Consider the following 15,228-nt stretch of genomic DNA (forward strand, 5'->3'; position numbering starts at 1 on the left):
CCGAATGATCAGGCCTTTCGGGCCGCGATCCATTCGTTCACGCGCGTCTCCAGCACCGGCAGCGGCATCGAACCGCCGCCCACGATCAGGTCGTTGAAGGCGCGCACGTCGAACCTCGATCCAAGCGCCTTTTCCGCCCGCGCGCGCAGTTCCATGATCTTGAGCATGCCGATCTTGTAGCCGGTCGCCTGGCCGGGCAACGTGATGTAGCGGCGCACCTCGCTGCGCGCCTGCTGCGGCGGCAGGCGGCCGGTGTCGGTCATGTAGCGGACCGCCTGGTCCTCGGTCCAGCCAAGGTCGTGGATGCCGGTATCGGTGACAAGGCGCGCGGCGCGGAACAGTTCGGCATCCAGGCGCATGAAGTCAGACGCGATATCGGGGTAGACGCCCATGTCCTTGCACAGCTTCTCGGCATAGAGCGCCCAGCCTTCGCTGTAGGCGACATAGCCGGTCGACTGGCGGAACCTGGGCACGCCCTGCTGGCGCACCGCGATGTCGCCCGCCATGACATGGCCGGGGATGCCTTCGTGGCACATCAGGTCCTGTGTCTTGGCGGGGTCGAGCGTGTTGCCCACCAGGTGGACGTAGACCCGGCCCGGGCGTACGCCGTCCGGGCTTGGGCCGCCGGCGTGCGCGGCGCCGCCGGCCAGCTCCGTGAACGAGGGTTCGCGCACCACTTCGGCGCGGTACTTGGGCAGGATCGTGAACTGCGAGCCCAGCGCGGCGCGATTGCGCGCCACCGCGTCGTTGGCGGCCTTGAGATACGCCGCCCGCGTCTCGTCGGTGTAGGGCACCGACGGGAAGCGCTTTTCCCGGTCGGCGTAAAAGGCATTGCGATCGGCCAGCCCGGCTTGCCGCGCCAGCGCGTCCTGCTCGGCCTCGATCCGCTTGACCTCGGCCAGGCCGGTGGCGTGGATCTGCGCCGCGCTCAGCGGCAGCGTGGTGTTGAGCCGCAGTGCCGCGGCGTACCAGTCCTTGCCCCCCGGCAGCGACACCGCGCCGACCCGGCCCGAAGGCGCGGTCTTGAGCGCCCCCTGGCCCCAGGCGATCACGCGGCCATAGGCCGGCGCGGTGGCCAGCAACGCCGTGCGCGCCTGCGCCAGCAGCGTGTCGCCTTCGGCCGGGCTGACTTTGCCCGCGCTGACCAGCTTGCCGACCTTGGCCCGCGCGTCCGCCATCAGCGGCGCATCCGCCCCGGTGCCGAACGGTGCCCCGCCGGTCAGCGTCCGCGCCGACGCCATCAGCCGTTCGACCTGGAAGCGCGGCACCCGCACGCCTGCCGCCTCCGACGCGCGCGTCTGCGCCAGCGCGAGGTCGAGGACCTGCGGCATCTTGCCAAGCCGCGCGATCCAGGCGCGCATGTCGGCCATGCTTTCGACCGTGTGCGTGTTGATCAGGAAATTGGGCAGCTCCGACGGCGTGGCGTAGAGCGACGAGTAGAACGGCGGCTGGAAGCGGCGGTACTTGTACTGCAGCTCCATCCGGTCGAGGTCCGAGGCCCAGATATCGTAATTGATCTGCCCGGCGGGCGAAAGCGCGGCGCGGTTGAAGCGCGCTTTCATCGCCGCCACGCTGGCGCGGCGCAGCGCGATGCGGCGCAGCACCCCGGCATCGCTGTTGTCGTCCCAGCGGTCCTGCCCGTCCTTGAGGCCAAGGCGCGTCGCCAGTTGCGGGCGCAGGGCCAGTTCGGCCGTGAACGCCTGGTCGAGAAACGCGGTCAGGCGCGCATCCTCGCTGGCGCGTGCGGCGGGGGTGGCGGCGCGGGCAGCGGCGGGCGCGGCGGGCTGGGCGGCGGCCAGCGGCGCGGCGATGGCAAGGAAGACGGCAGCGGAAGCGGCAAGCGTGGCTCGCATGGAAGGACCCTTCGTCGGTGGGGAGGACCCGCACAGCCTACCGCGCAACCGGCCCGATGCAAGCCGCTAGCCGAGGACGAAGCGCGGCCCGCTGCCGAACGCGCCGACGCGGTCGCCCGGGTTGTAGAGGCGGCACCGTGCCAGGCTCAGGCAGCCGCAGCCGATGCACTCGTCCAGCTTGGTGCGCGTCCGCTCCAGCACGCGGATGCGTTCATCGATGGCGCCGCGCAGGGACCGGCTGATGCGCTGCCAGTCCTGCGCGGTCGGGGTGCGGCCTTGCGGCAAGCGGGCCAGTTCGCCCTCGATCTCGGCCAGGCCCAGCCCCAGGTTCTGGGCGATGCGGATGAAGCTCAGCCGGCGGATGTCGGACCGCAGGAAACGGCGCTGGTTGCCCGCAGTCCGCAGCGACTGCAGCAGGCCCCTGCCCTCGTAATAGCGGATCGCCGACACCGCCAGCCCGGTCCGCCGCGCCAGGGTTCCGATCGGAATAAGGTCATCGGCCTTCATCGCTGCCCCCTCGCCTCCCCGCGTCATAATTTGCTTGAGCTGAAGTTAGCTTGAGGTTGCATGGATGCAAGGCGCGATTCGCGCGCAGCCCTTATCGAAAGGAAAGGCCATGGCCGCAGCACGCCTTGAACATGCCAACATCACCGTCAGCGATCCCGATCGCAGCGCCGCCCTGCTGGCCCGCCTGTGCGGCTGGCACGAGCGCTGGCGCGGTCCCGCCGGAAGCGGCTTCACGATCCACTGCGGCAGCGACGACCAGTACATCGCTCTGTTCGGCATGGGCGATGCGCCAGGCCGGTTTGCCAAGGGCCAGCCGCTCAACCACCTGGCGCTGCTGGTCGACGACCTGGGCGCGGCCGAGGCGGCGGTGCGCGCGGCCGGGCTGTCACCGTTCGGACACGGCGATTACGAACCGGGCCGGCGGTTCTACTTCTTCGACTGGGACGGGATCGAGTTCGAGATCGTTTCCTATCGCCCGATGTGAAAAGGGGCGGCCCGCCGGGCCGCCCCTTCGCATATCATCGCGGTGCTTGCCTCAGTACTTGTACGACAGGCCCACCTTGAAGGTGTGGTAGTCGAAGTTCTGGGTGCTCATGCGCATGTTGGTACCACCGCCCAGCACGAAGGGGTTGGTGGCCGGGGCCGAGCCCTGGCCGACCGCGACGTAGTAGTCGTTGTCGCGGAAGCGGTTGTACAGGTACTCCAGGTTCACCGCGACGCCCGAGCGGTGCATGATCTCGACGCCGCCGCCGACCTGGCCGCCCAGCTGCCACTTGTCGGCATCGACGGGGGTGAACGTGTTGGCGGTGTTGTTCGTCGAGAACGCGTGCTTCATCTTGCCGTAGGCGACGCCGCCGGTGACGTAGAAGAAGCCGCCCATGCCGTTGGGCGAATAGCCAAGGCGGCCGCGCATGGCGGCAACGCCGTCCATCTTGCGGGCGATGGTGTAGGAGGCCGGCGTGGTCGAGAACGCGGTGACGGCATCGGTCGGGCCGTGGAACGCGTATTCGCCCAGCAGGCCGGCAACGATGTTCGATCCGACCATGCCGTCATAACCGGCGCGTACCGAGATCTCGCGCTTGGCGCTCTCGTTCTTGCAGCCGTTGGCGGGGGACACGGTGCCGTAGCCCTGGCAGAACCCGGGCGAGAACGCGTTGGCGCCGCTCGCGGTCGCAAGCTGCGGCGTATAGGTGCCGTTGCGCTGCGGATCGAAGTAGATCTGGTCATTGATGCCGTCGTCCGCTTCGGACAGGGCAACGCCGACGCCGACGTAGAAGCCCGACAGGTCGACGGCGGTCTCGCTCTGCGCGAACGCGGCGCCCGGGATCGCCATGGCGGCAACCGCCGCGGCGGCGAGAAGGGTCGTTTTCATGATAGTCTCCTGGAAATCGATGCGGGTCGTTCGGGGGATAGGACGCTTCTGACCCGGCGGTGGTTCCCGCTATTTCGCGCTCGCGGCGGTCCGTGCTGCAGTGCGACATATGCGCCACAGCGGATTCTCCCGGCAGGAAACCCTGGCTGCCGGCGGGCGTTCGGATAAGCGGGTACGGACGAGCGAATGGGGTTTTGCGCGACATGGACGGTTCCGATCTGCGGATCGCGCTGCTGAGCGGCAACTACAACTGCGTGCGTGACGGTGCCAACGGCGCGCTCAACCGCCTGGTGGCGACGCTGCTGGACCGCGGTGCGCAAGTGCGCGTCTATTCACCGACGGTCCGGCATCCCGCCTTCCCGCCGACCGGCGACCTGGTGTCGCTGCCGTCAGTAGCGTTCCCGGGGCGCAGCGAATATCGCGTGCCGCTGGGGCTGGGTCCGGGCGCGCGCCGCGACCTGGCCCGCTTCGCGCCCAACATCGTCCACGTCTCCTCGCCCGATCCGGCTGCCCACCGCGCGGTCAGCTGGGGCCGCCGCCGCGGCATCCCGGTGCTGGCGTCGGTTCACACCCGCTTCGACACGTATCCGCGCTATTACGGGCTGGGCGCGATCGAGCCGCTGGTGACCGCCGGACTGCGCCGTTTTTACCGCCGCTGCGACGCGCTGCTGGCGCCGTCGGAAAGCTTTGCGCAAGTGCTGCGCGCGCAGCGGATGAACTACGACATCGCGATCTGGTCGCGCGGGGTCGATCGCACGCGCTTCAATCCGGGCCGGCGCGACCTGGCCTGGCGGCAGGGCCTGGGGATCGGCCCGGACGAAGTGGTGGTCGGCTTCCTGGGCCGGCTGGTGATGGAAAAGGGCCTCGACGTCTTTGCCGCCGCCATCGACGAGCTTCGCGCGCGCGACGTGGCGCACCGCGTGCTGGTCGTGGGCGAAGGCCCGGCGCGCGAATGGCTGGAGGACCGGCTGCCCGACGCGGTCTTCGCCGGCTTCCAGGCGGGTGACGACCTGGGCCGCGCGGTGGCGAGCATGGACGTGCTGTTCAACCCGTCGACGACGGAAACCTTCGGCAATGTCACGCTCGAGGCGATGGCCTGCGCGCTGCCGGTGGTGGCAGCGGTCTCCACCGGCAGCACCAGCCTGGTCGAAAACGGCATTTCCGGGCGGCTGGTACCGCCCGGCGGAACGCGCCAATTCGCCGAGGCGCTGCGCCGGTACATCACCGATCCCGAGATTCGCCGCCTTCACGGCGAGGCCGGCGAACTGCGCGCGCGCGACTTCGCCTGGGACCGGATCAACGGCGCGGTGGTCGATACCTACCTGCGGCTGCTGCGCCGCCGGCCGCACGCCCGCGCGCCGGCCAGGCCGGCCAGCCCCGCGCGCTAGCGCAGCCAGCCCCGCTTGCCGGCGTGGCGGCAATAGCGCCACAGCGCGAAAACGATGGCGACGATTACCAGCGGCATCATCATGTCGGCCGTGCGCGCCACCGCCGCCGGCATCGCGTGCGTAACCTGGTAGCCGATGCTGACCACCGCACCGACCAGCGAGACCAGAAAAGCCCCGGTCGCCTGGCGCGATCGCACCAGCATCAGTAAAGAGCCCGCGACCGAGCCCCAGACCCCGAAGCCCCAGCCGATCTGGACCCACAGCGGCATCGAGGCGATCCAGGCCAGGATGGCGGCGGGATCGCCGGCCCGGGCCAGCCAGGCCTGGTCGTGCAGCCGGGTCATGACGTAATCGGTCGCGCCCAGCGCGTTCCACAGCGCGCCCACCACCGCGACCACCCAGTACGTGATCGGCGTGCGTGGCCGCACGTCCGCGTGCGTGACGACGAGTTCGCTCATGCCCGTTCCCCTTCCAGGCGACCCGGCGCAAGGCTACGCCGCAGGGCCGCCCGGAGCAAGCGGACTAGAGCCGCTCGATCTTGCGCGCCGCCTCGTCGATCAGGTCGACGATGCGCTCCACCTTGTCGGCCTCGAGCCCGGCGCCGCGCTGATGGCCAACGGCGCCGCGCAGATTGTTTATCGCGCGGTGCAGCTGGCGGTGCGGCGATGAGCGGCGTTCCTCGCCCAGGCCAGAGAGGCGGGCGACGATGGCGTCCACGGCTTCGGCCTCTTTCCCCAGCTCGGCGCGGCCGGCATCGGTCGCCGAGAACACCTTGCGGGCGCTGTCATCGGGCAGTTCGGCGACGACGGCTTCGTCGAGCATCATCTGCAGCGTGGGATAGACCACGCCGGGGCTGGGGGCATATTCGCCGCCGGTCAGCTCCTGGATCGCCTTGATCAGGTCGTAGCCGTGACGCGGCTGGTCGGCGACGAGCTTCAGCAGGACGAGCCGCAGTTCGCCCGCGGCGAACATCCGCCCCCGGCGTCCGCCCGGCCCCCGGCCGCCGGCTCCGCGACCGCCGCCGAACGGAAAGTCGGCCCCGAACGGCCCGCCGCTTCCGAACGGTCCCTCCGGACCGAACGGACCGTCGGGCCCGAAACCGGCAGCAAATAGATTCTTCCAGCCGCCGTGATTGCCATGAGGGCGGCCATGGTGGCGGTGATGATGATCACGCATAAGTCTGTCCTTCTTCAAGATGTTCTAAGATATATCTTGAAATGATCTTTGTTCAAGGCTTGCTGCAAAATTTTTTCCGCGCCCTATCTAGGAGGGGATGGCCGACCTCTTTCCCGACAGCCTGCCCGCGCCCGTCGACACGGCCCCGCGCGAGGACGCGCCGCTGGCCGAGCGGCTGCGCCCGCGCGCGCTGGACGAAGTCGTCGGGCAGGAACACCTGACCGGGCCAGAAGGCGCGATCGGGCGGATGGTGGCGGCCGGCCGGCTCGCCTCGATGATCCTGTGGGGGCCGCCTGGCACCGGCAAGACCAGCATCGCGCGCCTCCTGGCCGATGCCGTGGGCATGCGCTTCGTCGCCGTCAGCGCGGTGTTCTCCGGCGTGGCGGACTTGCGCAAGGCCTTTGCCGAGGCTGACAAGGCCGCCGCCGCGGGGCAGCGCACCCTGCTGTTCGTGGACGAGATCCACCGCTTCAACCGCGCCCAGCAGGACGGCTTTCTTCCCTTCGTCGAGCGGGGCACCGTAACGCTGGTGGGCGCGACGACCGAGAACCCCAGTTTCGAGCTTAACGCCGCGCTGCTCAGCCGCGCGCAAGTGCTGATCCTGCACCGGCTTGGCGAAGGCGCGCTGTCGCGCCTGCTGGCCAGGGCGGAAGACCTCGAGGGCCCCCTGCCCCTGACGGCCGAAGCGCGCGCGGCGCTGGTCGCCACCGCCGACGGCGACGGGCGCTTCCTGCTCAACCAGGCCGAGACGCTGTATGCCGCGAACATCGCCGCGCCGCTCGATCCCGCGGCGCTGGGCGCGTTCCTGCAGCGCCGCGTCGCGGTCTACGACAAGGACCGCGAGGGGCACTACAACCTCATCTCCGCCTGGCACAAAGCGCTGCGCGGGTCGGACCCCGATGCCGCGCTCTATTACATGGCGCGGATGCTCACCGCGGGCGAAGAGCCGCTGTTCGTGCTGCGCCGCCTGGTCCGCGCCGCGGTCGAGGATATCGGGCTGGCCGATCCGCAGGCGCTGGTGCAGTGCCTGGCCGCCAGGGACGCTTACGATTTCCTCGGCAGCCCGGAAGGCGAACTGGCGATCGTCCAGGCCTGTCTTTATTGCGCGACCGCGCCCAAGTCGAACGCCGCCTACAAGGCGCAGAAGGCGGCGTGGAAATCGGCGCGCGACACCGGCAGCCTGATGCCGCCTGCCAACATCCTGAACGCCCCGACCAAGCTGATGAAGGACATCGGCTATGGTCAGGGCTACGCCTACGACCACGATGCCGACGACGGGTTTTCGGGCGCCGACTACTGGCCCGCGGAGATGGACCCGCAGACGTATTACCAGCCGGTCGAGCGCGGGTTCGAACGCGAAGTCCGCAAGCGCCTGGCGTGGTGGAACGAACGCCGCCGCCCCCGCGCCTAGGCGGACGCGTGGCCCGCTTTGCGCATTTCGCCGCGATCGACTGGTCGGGCGCCGTCGGGGAGCGGCATCGCGGCATCGCCGTGGCGATCTGCGGCACGGGCACCGCCGCCCCGCTGATCGTTCGCCCCGGGCACCGCTGGTCGCGCGGCGAGGTTCTCGACTGGCTGGTAAACGACCTTCCCGCCGATACGCTGGTCGGGCTCGACCTCGGCGCCTCGCTGGCGTTTGCCGACGCCGGGGCGTTCTTCCCCGGCTGGAACGAAAGCCCGCGCGATGCCAGGGCGCTGTGGGCGCTGGTCGAGCGGACCTGCGCCAGCGATCCGCACCTGGCCGCCACTTCGCTGGTCGACCACCCGGAGGCGGCGCGCCATTACCGCCGCCACGGCGGGCGCGAGGGCGACCGCTTCGGCGGCGGGCGCGGGCGCTTTCGCGTCACCGAACGGGCGCAGGAGGCGCTCGGCTGCCGGCCCTATTCGAACTTCAACCTTGTCGGCGCGGCGCAAGTCGGCAAGTCGAGCCTGACCGGGATGCGGCTGCTGCACCGGCTGGCCGGGCGATTGCCGGTCTGGCCGTTCGATCCGCTGCCCGCGGCGGGATCGGCCGTGATCGAGATCTATACCACGATCGCGGCGCTGGCCGCCGGGCGCCCGGCTGGCCGCAGCAAGATCCGCGATGGCGGCGAACTCGATGCCGCGCTGGCGGCGCTCGGGTCGGGGCCGGCAGCAATCGCCGGACCGATCGACGACCATCGCAGCGACGCCGTGCTGACCGCGGCTTGGCTGCGCCGCGCCGCCGACGACGCGGCGCTGTGGCGCCCCGCCGCGCTGACCCCCGAACTGGCCGCAACCGAGGGCTGGACGTTCGGCGCGCGCTGAGCCATGCGCAATCCGCGCGCAGGCCGGCTTAGCACAGTGGTAGTGCAGCGGTTTTGTAAACCGAAGGTCGGGGGTTCAAATCCCTCAGCCGGCACCGCGCGCAGTTCCGCGCCTTGCGCTCAGATCCGCACCGGTTCCAGCCGCGGCGTCAGCAGGTGCACCGCCAGCAGCGCCAGCAGATAGGCGCTGGCGCAGATCGCGAACAGCAGCTGGTAGCTGTGCGTGGCATCCAGGATATAGCCGGTGAACTTGGCCATCAGCATGCCGCCGATCGCCCCCACCGTGCCGCCGATCCCGATGACCGAGCCGACCGCCGCGCGCGGAAAAAGGTCCGACGGCAGCGTGTAGAGGTTGGCCGAGAATGCCTGGTGGGCCGCGGTCGCCAGCCCGATCACCAGCACCGCACCCCAGACGCTGGCGATGCTCTGCGCGAAGAAGATCGGCAGCACGCACAGCGCCCAGAACAGCATCGTGGCCTTGCGGGCGAAGTTGGGGGTGCGCCCCGCCTTGATCAGCCGCGACGACATCCACCCGCCGGCGATGCTGCCGCCGTCGGAGATCAGGTAGATCGCCGCCAGCGGCAGGCCGAAGCTCTTGAGGTCGAGGTCGTAGCGTTCGAACAGGTAGCCCGGCAGCCAGAACAGGAAGAACCACCAGATCGGGTCGATCAGGAACTTGCCGATCGCATAGGCCCAGGTCTCGCGCTTTTGCAGCAGGCGGCCCCAGCCGATCGGCTCGGCCGGATCGGCCGGGTCCTGGCGGATCCAGGCCAGCTCCTCGGGCGTGACGCGGGCGTGCTGGGCCGGATGGCGATAGATCGTCCACCACGCGATCAGCCACAGGACGCCGAAGATGCCGGTGACGTAGAAGGCAACCCGCCAGTCGAACCACAGCACCAGCGCCGGGACCAGCAGCGGGGTGATGATCGCGCCTACGTTGGCGCCGGCGTTGAACAGCCCGATGGCGAAGGCGCGCTCCTTCTGCGGGAACCAGTCGGTCACCGCGCGGATGCCGGCCGGGAAGTTGCCGCTTTCGCCGATACCCAGCCCGAAGCGGGCCAGCGCGAACGAGGTCAGCCCGGTGGCGAGTCCGTGCGCCATGTGGCTGACCGTCCACACCACGATCGCCAGCGCATAGCCGACCCGCGCGCCCACCCGGTCGACCACGCGGCCGAAACCCAGGTAACCGATCGCGTAGGCGACCTGGAACCAGAACACGATCGTGGCATAGTCGCTTTCGCTCCAGGCGAACTCCTTCGACAAGGTCGGCTTGAGCACGCCGATCATCTGGCGGTCGATGTAGTTGATCGCGGTCGCGGCGAACAGCAGCGCGACGATGGTCCAGCGATAGCGTCCGGCCGGCTTTTGCAGCGCCGCAGGGGTGTCCATGGCTCTCATCCTCTCTCGCGCTCGTTGGCGCCGGTTTGTCTTCTAGCCGCCTGCCCGGGTTTGCGCGGCGGAAATCGTGCAGCTTACCGTGCCGTGGCTTCCAAACGACGCCACGACCCTGCTGCCGGCCGCCACCGGGTGGACACCGGTAATCGCCCCGCTCGACACCCAAAGCCCGCCGCTGGCGTCGATCCCGCGCGCCGCCAGGTTGGCCAGCAGGAACCGCACCGCGCCGTACGGCCCGTCAAGCATCGTCGCCGCGCTGCCACTGCCCACGACGCGGCCGTCGATTTCCATCGTGACGGGGATCGCGCACAAATCGGCGTCCTGCCAGCCCGTGATCGCCGGCCCCATCACCAGCCCGTGGTTGTTGCCGAAGTCGGACGCGGTCACCGCCGGACCGTCGACATTGATGTGCGGATAAGGCGAGCTGGCGATTTCGATCCCCAGCCGCACGTCGTCGATCACGGCGCGGGTGCCGGCGTCGTCGCGGGGCACGGGTCCGGAAAAACCGGCCGCGACATGGAGCAGGATCTCGGCCTCGGCCGCGGCGAAGCCGGCGGCGAAGACCGGCATGGCAGGTTGAACCTGTTGTGCGGCGTCCACGACGGTGTCTGCGAAGATCGGTCCGGCCAGGCGGTTGCTGCCCAGGCGGGCATCGTCGGGCGGGTTGATCCGCCCGACCTTCCAGCCCGCCACTCGCCGCCCGTCGAGGCGAATCGCGTGGCCCTGGATGGCATAGGCAGCGTCCATGTCGGCGGGCCTGTCGCCCGGATAGGCGCTGAGGCCGCGGGCCTCCCGGCGCGCTGCCACGAACGCTTGTGCCACCGTCGATGCGGGTTCGTTCACCCTCAATCCCATCCCTTTTGTCCGTTGCGGGTGTCCGTAATGGAAACCGGTGTCATTGGCAAGAAGCCGCGGTTCGCGCGTGCCGCGCTCACAACGTCACACCGCGTTTCCAGATCGCGATCGCGCGCTGCCCGGCGCGTTCGGCGGCGGTTGGCAGTCCTTCGGCGTGGGCGATTATCGTCGCCAGGAAGGCGGCGTCCGCGGCCTCGGCCCCGTCGTCCAGCACACGCTCGGCATCGAAATCGATCCAGTGCGGCTTGGTCGCTGCGAGCACGTGATTCGAGGCCACCTTCAGCGTCGGCACCGGGAAGCCCAGCGGCGTCCCGCGCCCGGTCGTGAACAGCACCATCGTAGCGCCGGCAGCGGCCAGCGCGGTTGACGAGACGGCATCGTTGCCGGGCGCTTCCAGCAGCGCCAGCCCGCCCGGCGGGGCGGTTTCGCCATAGTCGATGACCGCGTGGAGCGGCGCCTGGCCGGCCTTCTGCACCGCGCCGAGCGACTTTTCCTCAAGCGTGGTGATGCCGCCGGCAAGGTTGCCGGGCGACGGGTTTTCAGAAACCGGCAGGCCCTGGTCGAGGTAATAGCGCTTGAAACGGTTCACCAGCGCCGCGCCCGCGGCAAACACCGCCGGGCTTTCGGCACGGGCCAGCAATGCCTGTTCGGCGCCGAAGATTTCGGGAATCTCGGTCAGGATCGGCGTGCCGCCAGCCGCTGCCAGCCGCTCGGCAAAGCGGCCCAGCAGCGGATTGGCGGTCAGGCCGGACAGCCCGTCGGAACCCCCGCACTTGAGGCCGACGGTCAGCGCCGACAGCGGCAGGTCTTCGCGCCTGGCCGCCGCGGCCTCCTCGACCATCGCATCGACCAGCGCGCCCGCTTCGGCCAGCTCGTCCCCCGCGGATTGCGACGAAAGCGCCCTGACCCTGCCACGCAGCGCCGCGGGCACGGCCGCGAGCAGATCGGCAAGCTGGTTCGATTCGCACCCCAGCCCCAGCAGCAGGACCCCTGCCGCGTTCGGATTTGCGGCCAGGCCGGCCAGCGCCGCCCGGGTGCCGGCAAGGTCGTCGCCAAGCTGCGAACAGCCGTGCGGGTGCGCAAACGCGTGGACGCCATCGATGCGGCCGGCGTGCCGCTCCATCGCCGCACGCGCGACCTGTTCCGCGGTCAGCCCGACGCAGCCGACCGTGGGCAGAATCCACACCTCGTTGCGGGTCGCGCCGCGCCCATCGGCACGCCGGTAGCCGCGCCAGGTCGGGGGCGGCGCCGCGGTGTGCCCCATTGCCGCCGAGAGAGACGGTTCGTAGGTCAGTTCCCCTGCCAGCGCCGTGACCAGGTTGTGGCTGTGGACATGATCGCCCGGCGCGATGGCAGTAAGCGCCCGGCCGATCGGCAGGCCATACTTGGTCACCGTGGCGCCGGCGCCGTGCGCGGTCAGCGCCAGCTTGTGGCCGCGCGGCACCGGTTGCATGACCGTCACGCCCAGCACCCGTTCGCCGGCGACTAGGTCGCGAAGGGCGACCGCGACACCGTCATCGCCGTGAACGCGCAGGGCCGCCGCGGCGCTCACCGCGCGTACGTCGTTTGAGGATGGTAACCGGTGTCAGGCACCGCTATCTCTTGCCTCCGCCCAGTCGCAAAGGCAAGGGTGGCGCATGGCGAGGGGCAGGACGTGAGACGACAGGGCGAGGTCAAGCCGACCATCAATGACGTCGCGCGGATCGCCGGCGTTTCCAAGAAGACCGTCAGCCGCGTCATCAACCGCTCGCCCCTGCTCAACCAGGCCACCCGCAAGAAGGTCGAGGCGGTAATCGCCGACATCGGCTACGTCCCCAACCTGCAGGCGCGGGCGCTGGCGCTACGGCGCAATTTCCTGATCGGGCTGATCCACGACAATCCCAACGCCCAGATGGTCCTGAGCTTTCAGGAAAGCGCGCTGGCGGCGATGCAGGGGACCGAGTTCGCGCTGCTGGTTCGCCCGGTCAACCGGCATTCGCCGACGTTGATCGAGGACTTGCGCGCATTCCTGGAACAACAACGCCTCTACGGCGTGCTGATCCTGCCGCCGCTGTCGGAAAACGACGCGATCCCCGCGCTTTGCCGCGAGCTTGGCGTCAACTACGTGCGGATGGGCTCGGCCCGGCTCGACGACGATACGCACCTGGTCGAATCCAACGACAGCCAGGCCGTGCGCGAGGCTGTCCAGCACCTCTACCAGCTCGGCCACCGGCGCATCGCGCTGGTTACGGGGCCGCGCGGGTTCCGCTCGGCACAGGAACGCGAGGCGGGCTATGACGAGCAGGTCGCCAAGCTGGGCCTGCCCGCTGACGACGCGCTGAAGGCCGGCGGCAATTACACCTTCGATTCCGGGCACGAGGCAGGCGCCCGGCTGCTCGACGCGGTGCCGCGCCCGACGGCGATCTTCTCCAGCAACGACGAGATGGCCGCCGGCGTCCTGCACGCCGCGCGCGAACGCGGCATCGCGGTGCCCGAAGACCTGTCAATCGTCGGCTTCGACGATACCGCCATCGCCGCGCACTTGTGGCCGCCGCTGACGACGGTGCGATGGCCGATCGTGGAAATGGCGCGCGCCGCCGCGCTCAAGGTGATCGATCCGGCCAGGGCGGGCGAGCAGCCGTCGTTCTTCGAATCGAGCCTGATCCGCCGCGCTTCGGCCGGCGCCGCGCCGCGGCCGTGAAGGAATTCGCAGCGGCGGCTTGAAACAGGTCATGACACCGGTTACCACAGGTGCCAACAACAGCCCGCGCACATCCGCGGGCGTCCCATCAGGAGAGGCCAGACCCGTGTTCGCCAAAACCTATCACGCCACCCATCCCGACATGATGGACAGCGTCACCAACGATGAACTGCGCGCCCGCTACCTGGTCGGCGGCATGTTCGAGAGCGGCAAGGTCACGCTCAACTATTCGCACAACGAACGCTTCGTGATCGGCGGCGCGGTTCCCGCCGGGGGCGCGCTGCGCCTGCCCGACCAGACCGTGCCGGCCAGCGCGGCGGGCCACCCGTTCCTGGAACGGCGCGAGATGGCCGCGGTCAACATCGGCGGTGACGGCGCGGTGACCGTCGACGGCCAGCGCTTCGCGATGAAGAACAAGGAATGTCTTTATATCCCGATGGGATCGAAGGACGTCACGTTCGAGGGCGAAAGCGCGCGCTTCTACCTGGCGTCGGTTCCCGCCCACAAGGTTTGCCCGGTCAGGCACATCACGCTTGACCAGGCCAACCCGCTGGCCCGCGGCGATCTCGCCAATTCGAACCAGCGCACGATCTACCAGCTGGTGATCCCGGGCGTGTGCGAAAGCGCGCAGCTGCTGCTGGGTCTGACCGTGCTGGAGGAAGGCAGCGTCTGGAACACGATGCCGCCGCATCTCCACGACCGCCGCAGCGAGATCTATCTCTACTTCGACCTGCCCGAAGAGAACGACCGCGTGTTTCACTACATGGGTGAGCCCGATTCGATGCGGCACCTGGTGATCGCCAACGAGGAAGCGGTGATCAGCCCGCCGTGGTCGATCCACATGGGTTCGGGCACCAAGAAGTATGCCTTCATCTGGGCGATGGGCGGCGAGAACCTGGACTACACCGACATGAACGTCCTCGACATCTGCCAGCTCAAATAGTGGCCATCTCGTTCGACCTGATCGGCAAGGCCGCGCTCGTCACCGGCGCCAACACCGGCATCGGGCAGGCCATCGCCATTGCTCTGGCCCAGGCCGGTGCCGATGTCGCGGTCGCCGGCCGCAGCGAGCCGACCGAGACGCTCGCCGCGCTGAAAGCGATCGGGCGCAAGGTGGTCAACATCGCGGCCGACCTGTCCTCGATCCAGCCGGTCCAGCGCGTGACCGACGAGGCGGTGGACGGGCTCGGCCGGCTCGACATCCTGGTCAACAACGCCGGGATCATCCGCCGCGACGACCTCCTCGACTTTACCGAGGCGGACTGGGACGCGGTCATCGACACGAACCTGAAATCGCTGTTCTTCCTCAGCCAGGCGGCCGCGCGCCACATGGCAGCGCGGGCGGCGGACGGGGACCAGAGCCGCGGCAAGATCGTCAACATCGCCTCGCTTCTGAGCTTCCAGGGCGGCATCCGCGTGCCAAGCTACGCCGCCGCGAAGTCGGGCGTGGCGGGCGTGACCCGCGCGATGGCGAACGAGCTTGCCGCCCGCGGCATCCAGGTCAACGCCATCGCTCCGGGCTACATCGCCACGAACAACACCGCGGCGCTGCAGGGCGACGAAACCCGCAACCGCCAGATTCTCGAGCGTATTCCCGCCGGCCGCTGGGGCCGGCCCGAGGATATCGCCGGAACCGCCGTGTACTTGTCCTCGCCCGCCGCCGACTACGTTACCGGCCAGATCTTGGCGGTCGACGGCGGCTGGCTGGCGCGCTAGC

Annotated in this window: 15 protein-coding genes and 1 tRNA gene; 8 read left to right on the plus strand and 8 right to left on the minus strand. The window is 69.5% G+C overall.

The window, feature by feature from the left end; translation table 11 throughout:
* Window positions 1-8 precede the first annotated feature (8 nt).
* Window positions 9-1,853, minus strand: coding sequence for a DUF885 domain-containing protein (locus ACOYW6_RS07415; RefSeq protein WP_423140693.1), 1,845 nt, complete (start codon window positions 1,851-1,853; stop codon window positions 9-11).
* A gap of 66 nt (window positions 1,854-1,919) precedes the next feature.
* Window positions 1,920-2,360 (minus strand): redox-sensitive transcriptional activator SoxR, encoded by a 441-nt coding sequence (gene soxR, locus ACOYW6_RS07420; RefSeq protein ID WP_423140694.1) that lies wholly within the window; start codon window positions 2,358-2,360, stop codon window positions 1,920-1,922.
* A 109-nt stretch (window positions 2,361-2,469) separates the two neighbouring features.
* On the opposite strand from soxR, the gene ACOYW6_RS07425 reads away from it, so the two are divergent.
* On the plus strand, window positions 2,470-2,844 hold the full coding sequence (locus tag ACOYW6_RS07425; RefSeq protein WP_423140695.1) for a VOC family protein: 375 nt from the start codon (window positions 2,470-2,472) through the stop codon (window positions 2,842-2,844).
* A gap of 51 nt (window positions 2,845-2,895) precedes the next feature.
* On the opposite strand, the gene ACOYW6_RS07430 is transcribed toward ACOYW6_RS07425, so the two are convergent.
* A complete protein-coding gene (locus ACOYW6_RS07430; protein ID WP_423140696.1) occupies window positions 2,896-3,732 on the minus strand; it encodes an outer membrane protein in 837 nt (278 codons plus the stop codon).
* Window positions 3,733-3,935: 203 nt separating this feature from the next.
* Between ACOYW6_RS07430 and ACOYW6_RS07435 the strand changes: the two genes are divergently transcribed.
* Window positions 3,936-5,120, plus strand: coding sequence for a glycosyltransferase family 4 protein (locus tag ACOYW6_RS07435; RefSeq protein ID WP_423140697.1), 1,185 nt, complete (start codon window positions 3,936-3,938; stop codon window positions 5,118-5,120).
* Here ACOYW6_RS07435 and ACOYW6_RS07440 read toward each other — a convergent pair.
* Together ACOYW6_RS07440 and ACOYW6_RS07445 are read right to left on the minus strand one after the other, a co-directional pair.
* A complete protein-coding gene (locus ACOYW6_RS07440) occupies window positions 5,117-5,578 on the minus strand; it encodes a hypothetical protein (protein ID WP_423140698.1) in 462 nt (153 codons plus the stop codon). The two genes, ACOYW6_RS07435 and ACOYW6_RS07440, sit on opposite strands and share 4 nt — an antisense overlap.
* A 64-nt stretch (window positions 5,579-5,642) precedes the next feature.
* Window positions 5,643-6,296 (minus strand): PadR family transcriptional regulator, encoded by a 654-nt coding sequence (locus ACOYW6_RS07445; protein ID WP_423140699.1) that lies wholly within the window; start codon window positions 6,294-6,296, stop codon window positions 5,643-5,645.
* Window positions 6,297-6,393: 97 nt separating this feature from the next.
* On the opposite strand from ACOYW6_RS07445, the gene ACOYW6_RS07450 reads away from it, so the two are divergent.
* The 3 genes from ACOYW6_RS07450 to ACOYW6_RS07460 all read left to right on the plus strand — a co-directional run bounded on the left by ACOYW6_RS07450 (window position 6,394) and on the right by ACOYW6_RS07460 (window position 8,676).
* On the plus strand, window positions 6,394-7,707 hold the full coding sequence (locus tag ACOYW6_RS07450) for a replication-associated recombination protein A (RefSeq protein WP_423140700.1): 1,314 nt from the start codon (window positions 6,394-6,396) through the stop codon (window positions 7,705-7,707).
* Between the two features lie 8 nt (window positions 7,708-7,715).
* Window positions 7,716-8,582 (plus strand): hypothetical protein, encoded by an 867-nt coding sequence (locus ACOYW6_RS07455; protein ID WP_423140701.1) that lies wholly within the window; start codon window positions 7,716-7,718, stop codon window positions 8,580-8,582.
* Between the two features lie 22 nt (window positions 8,583-8,604).
* Window positions 8,605-8,676: transfer RNA gene (locus ACOYW6_RS07460), tRNA-Thr, on the plus strand.
* A gap of 25 nt (window positions 8,677-8,701) precedes the next feature.
* Here the strand turns inward: ACOYW6_RS07460 and ACOYW6_RS07465 are convergent.
* The 3 genes from ACOYW6_RS07465 to ACOYW6_RS07475 form a co-directional block, all read right to left on the minus strand.
* Window positions 8,702-9,970 (minus strand): MFS transporter, encoded by a 1,269-nt coding sequence (locus tag ACOYW6_RS07465; protein WP_423140702.1) that lies wholly within the window; start codon window positions 9,968-9,970, stop codon window positions 8,702-8,704.
* Between the two features lie 42 nt (window positions 9,971-10,012).
* Complete coding sequence (locus tag ACOYW6_RS07470) at window positions 10,013-10,831, minus strand: 2-keto-4-pentenoate hydratase (protein ID WP_423140703.1); 819 nt, start codon at window positions 10,829-10,831, stop codon at window positions 10,013-10,015.
* Between the two features lie 76 nt (window positions 10,832-10,907).
* Window positions 10,908-12,383, minus strand: coding sequence for a UxaA family hydrolase (locus ACOYW6_RS07475; protein WP_423140704.1), 1,476 nt, complete (start codon window positions 12,381-12,383; stop codon window positions 10,908-10,910).
* Window positions 12,384-12,485: 102 nt separating this feature from the next.
* Here ACOYW6_RS07475 and ACOYW6_RS07480 point away from each other — a divergent pair, with 102 nt between their 5' ends.
* The 3 genes from ACOYW6_RS07480 (at window position 12,486) to kduD (ending at window position 15,227) form a co-directional block, all read left to right on the plus strand.
* Window positions 12,486-13,511, plus strand: a complete 1,026-nt coding sequence (locus ACOYW6_RS07480) for a LacI family DNA-binding transcriptional regulator (RefSeq protein WP_423140705.1) — start codon at window positions 12,486-12,488, stop codon at window positions 13,509-13,511.
* Window positions 13,512-13,617: 106 nt separating this feature from the next.
* Complete coding sequence (kduI, locus tag ACOYW6_RS07485; RefSeq protein ID WP_423140706.1) at window positions 13,618-14,454, plus strand: 5-dehydro-4-deoxy-D-glucuronate isomerase; 837 nt, start codon at window positions 13,618-13,620, stop codon at window positions 14,452-14,454.
* Window positions 14,454-15,227: a 2-dehydro-3-deoxy-D-gluconate 5-dehydrogenase KduD gene (gene kduD / locus ACOYW6_RS07490; RefSeq protein WP_423140707.1), complete on the plus strand. Its 774-nt coding sequence runs from the start codon at window positions 14,454-14,456 to the stop codon at window positions 15,225-15,227. The genes kduI and kduD overlap by 1 nt, the downstream gene beginning before the upstream one ends.
* Window position 15,228: the final 1 nt, after the last annotated feature.

This window comes from Parablastomonas sp. CN1-191 (assembly GCF_049354825.1).
In the GTDB taxonomy this organism is placed as follows: domain Bacteria; phylum Pseudomonadota; class Alphaproteobacteria; order Sphingomonadales; family Sphingomonadaceae; genus Novosphingobium.

What these genes read in the sequence shown, in the direction of transcription:
- ACOYW6_RS07415 (WP_423140693.1), bottom strand. Translation starts at nt 1,853, where the DNA reads ATGCGAGCCACGCTTGCCGCTTCCGCTGCCGTCTTCCTTGCCATCGCC.
- soxR (WP_423140694.1), bottom strand. Translation starts at nt 2,360, where the DNA reads ATGAAGGCCGATGACCTTATTCCGATCGGAACCCTGGCGCGGCGGACC.
- ACOYW6_RS07425 (WP_423140695.1), top strand. Translation starts at nt 2,470, where the DNA reads ATGGCCGCAGCACGCCTTGAACATGCCAACATCACCGTCAGCGATCCC.
- ACOYW6_RS07430 (WP_423140696.1), bottom strand. Translation starts at nt 3,732, where the DNA reads ATGAAAACGACCCTTCTCGCCGCCGCGGCGGTTGCCGCCATGGCGATC.
- ACOYW6_RS07435 (WP_423140697.1), top strand. Translation starts at nt 3,936, where the DNA reads ATGGACGGTTCCGATCTGCGGATCGCGCTGCTGAGCGGCAACTACAAC.
- ACOYW6_RS07440 (WP_423140698.1), bottom strand. Translation starts at nt 5,578, where the DNA reads ATGAGCGAACTCGTCGTCACGCACGCGGACGTGCGGCCACGCACGCCG.
- ACOYW6_RS07445 (WP_423140699.1), bottom strand. Translation starts at nt 6,296, where the DNA reads ATGCGTGATCATCATCACCGCCACCATGGCCGCCCTCATGGCAATCAC.
- ACOYW6_RS07450 (WP_423140700.1), top strand. Translation starts at nt 6,394, where the DNA reads ATGGCCGACCTCTTTCCCGACAGCCTGCCCGCGCCCGTCGACACGGCC.
- ACOYW6_RS07465 (WP_423140702.1), bottom strand. Translation starts at nt 9,970, where the DNA reads ATGGACACCCCTGCGGCGCTGCAAAAGCCGGCCGGACGCTATCGCTGG.
- ACOYW6_RS07470 (WP_423140703.1), bottom strand. Translation starts at nt 10,831, where the DNA reads ATGGGATTGAGGGTGAACGAACCCGCATCGACGGTGGCACAAGCGTTC.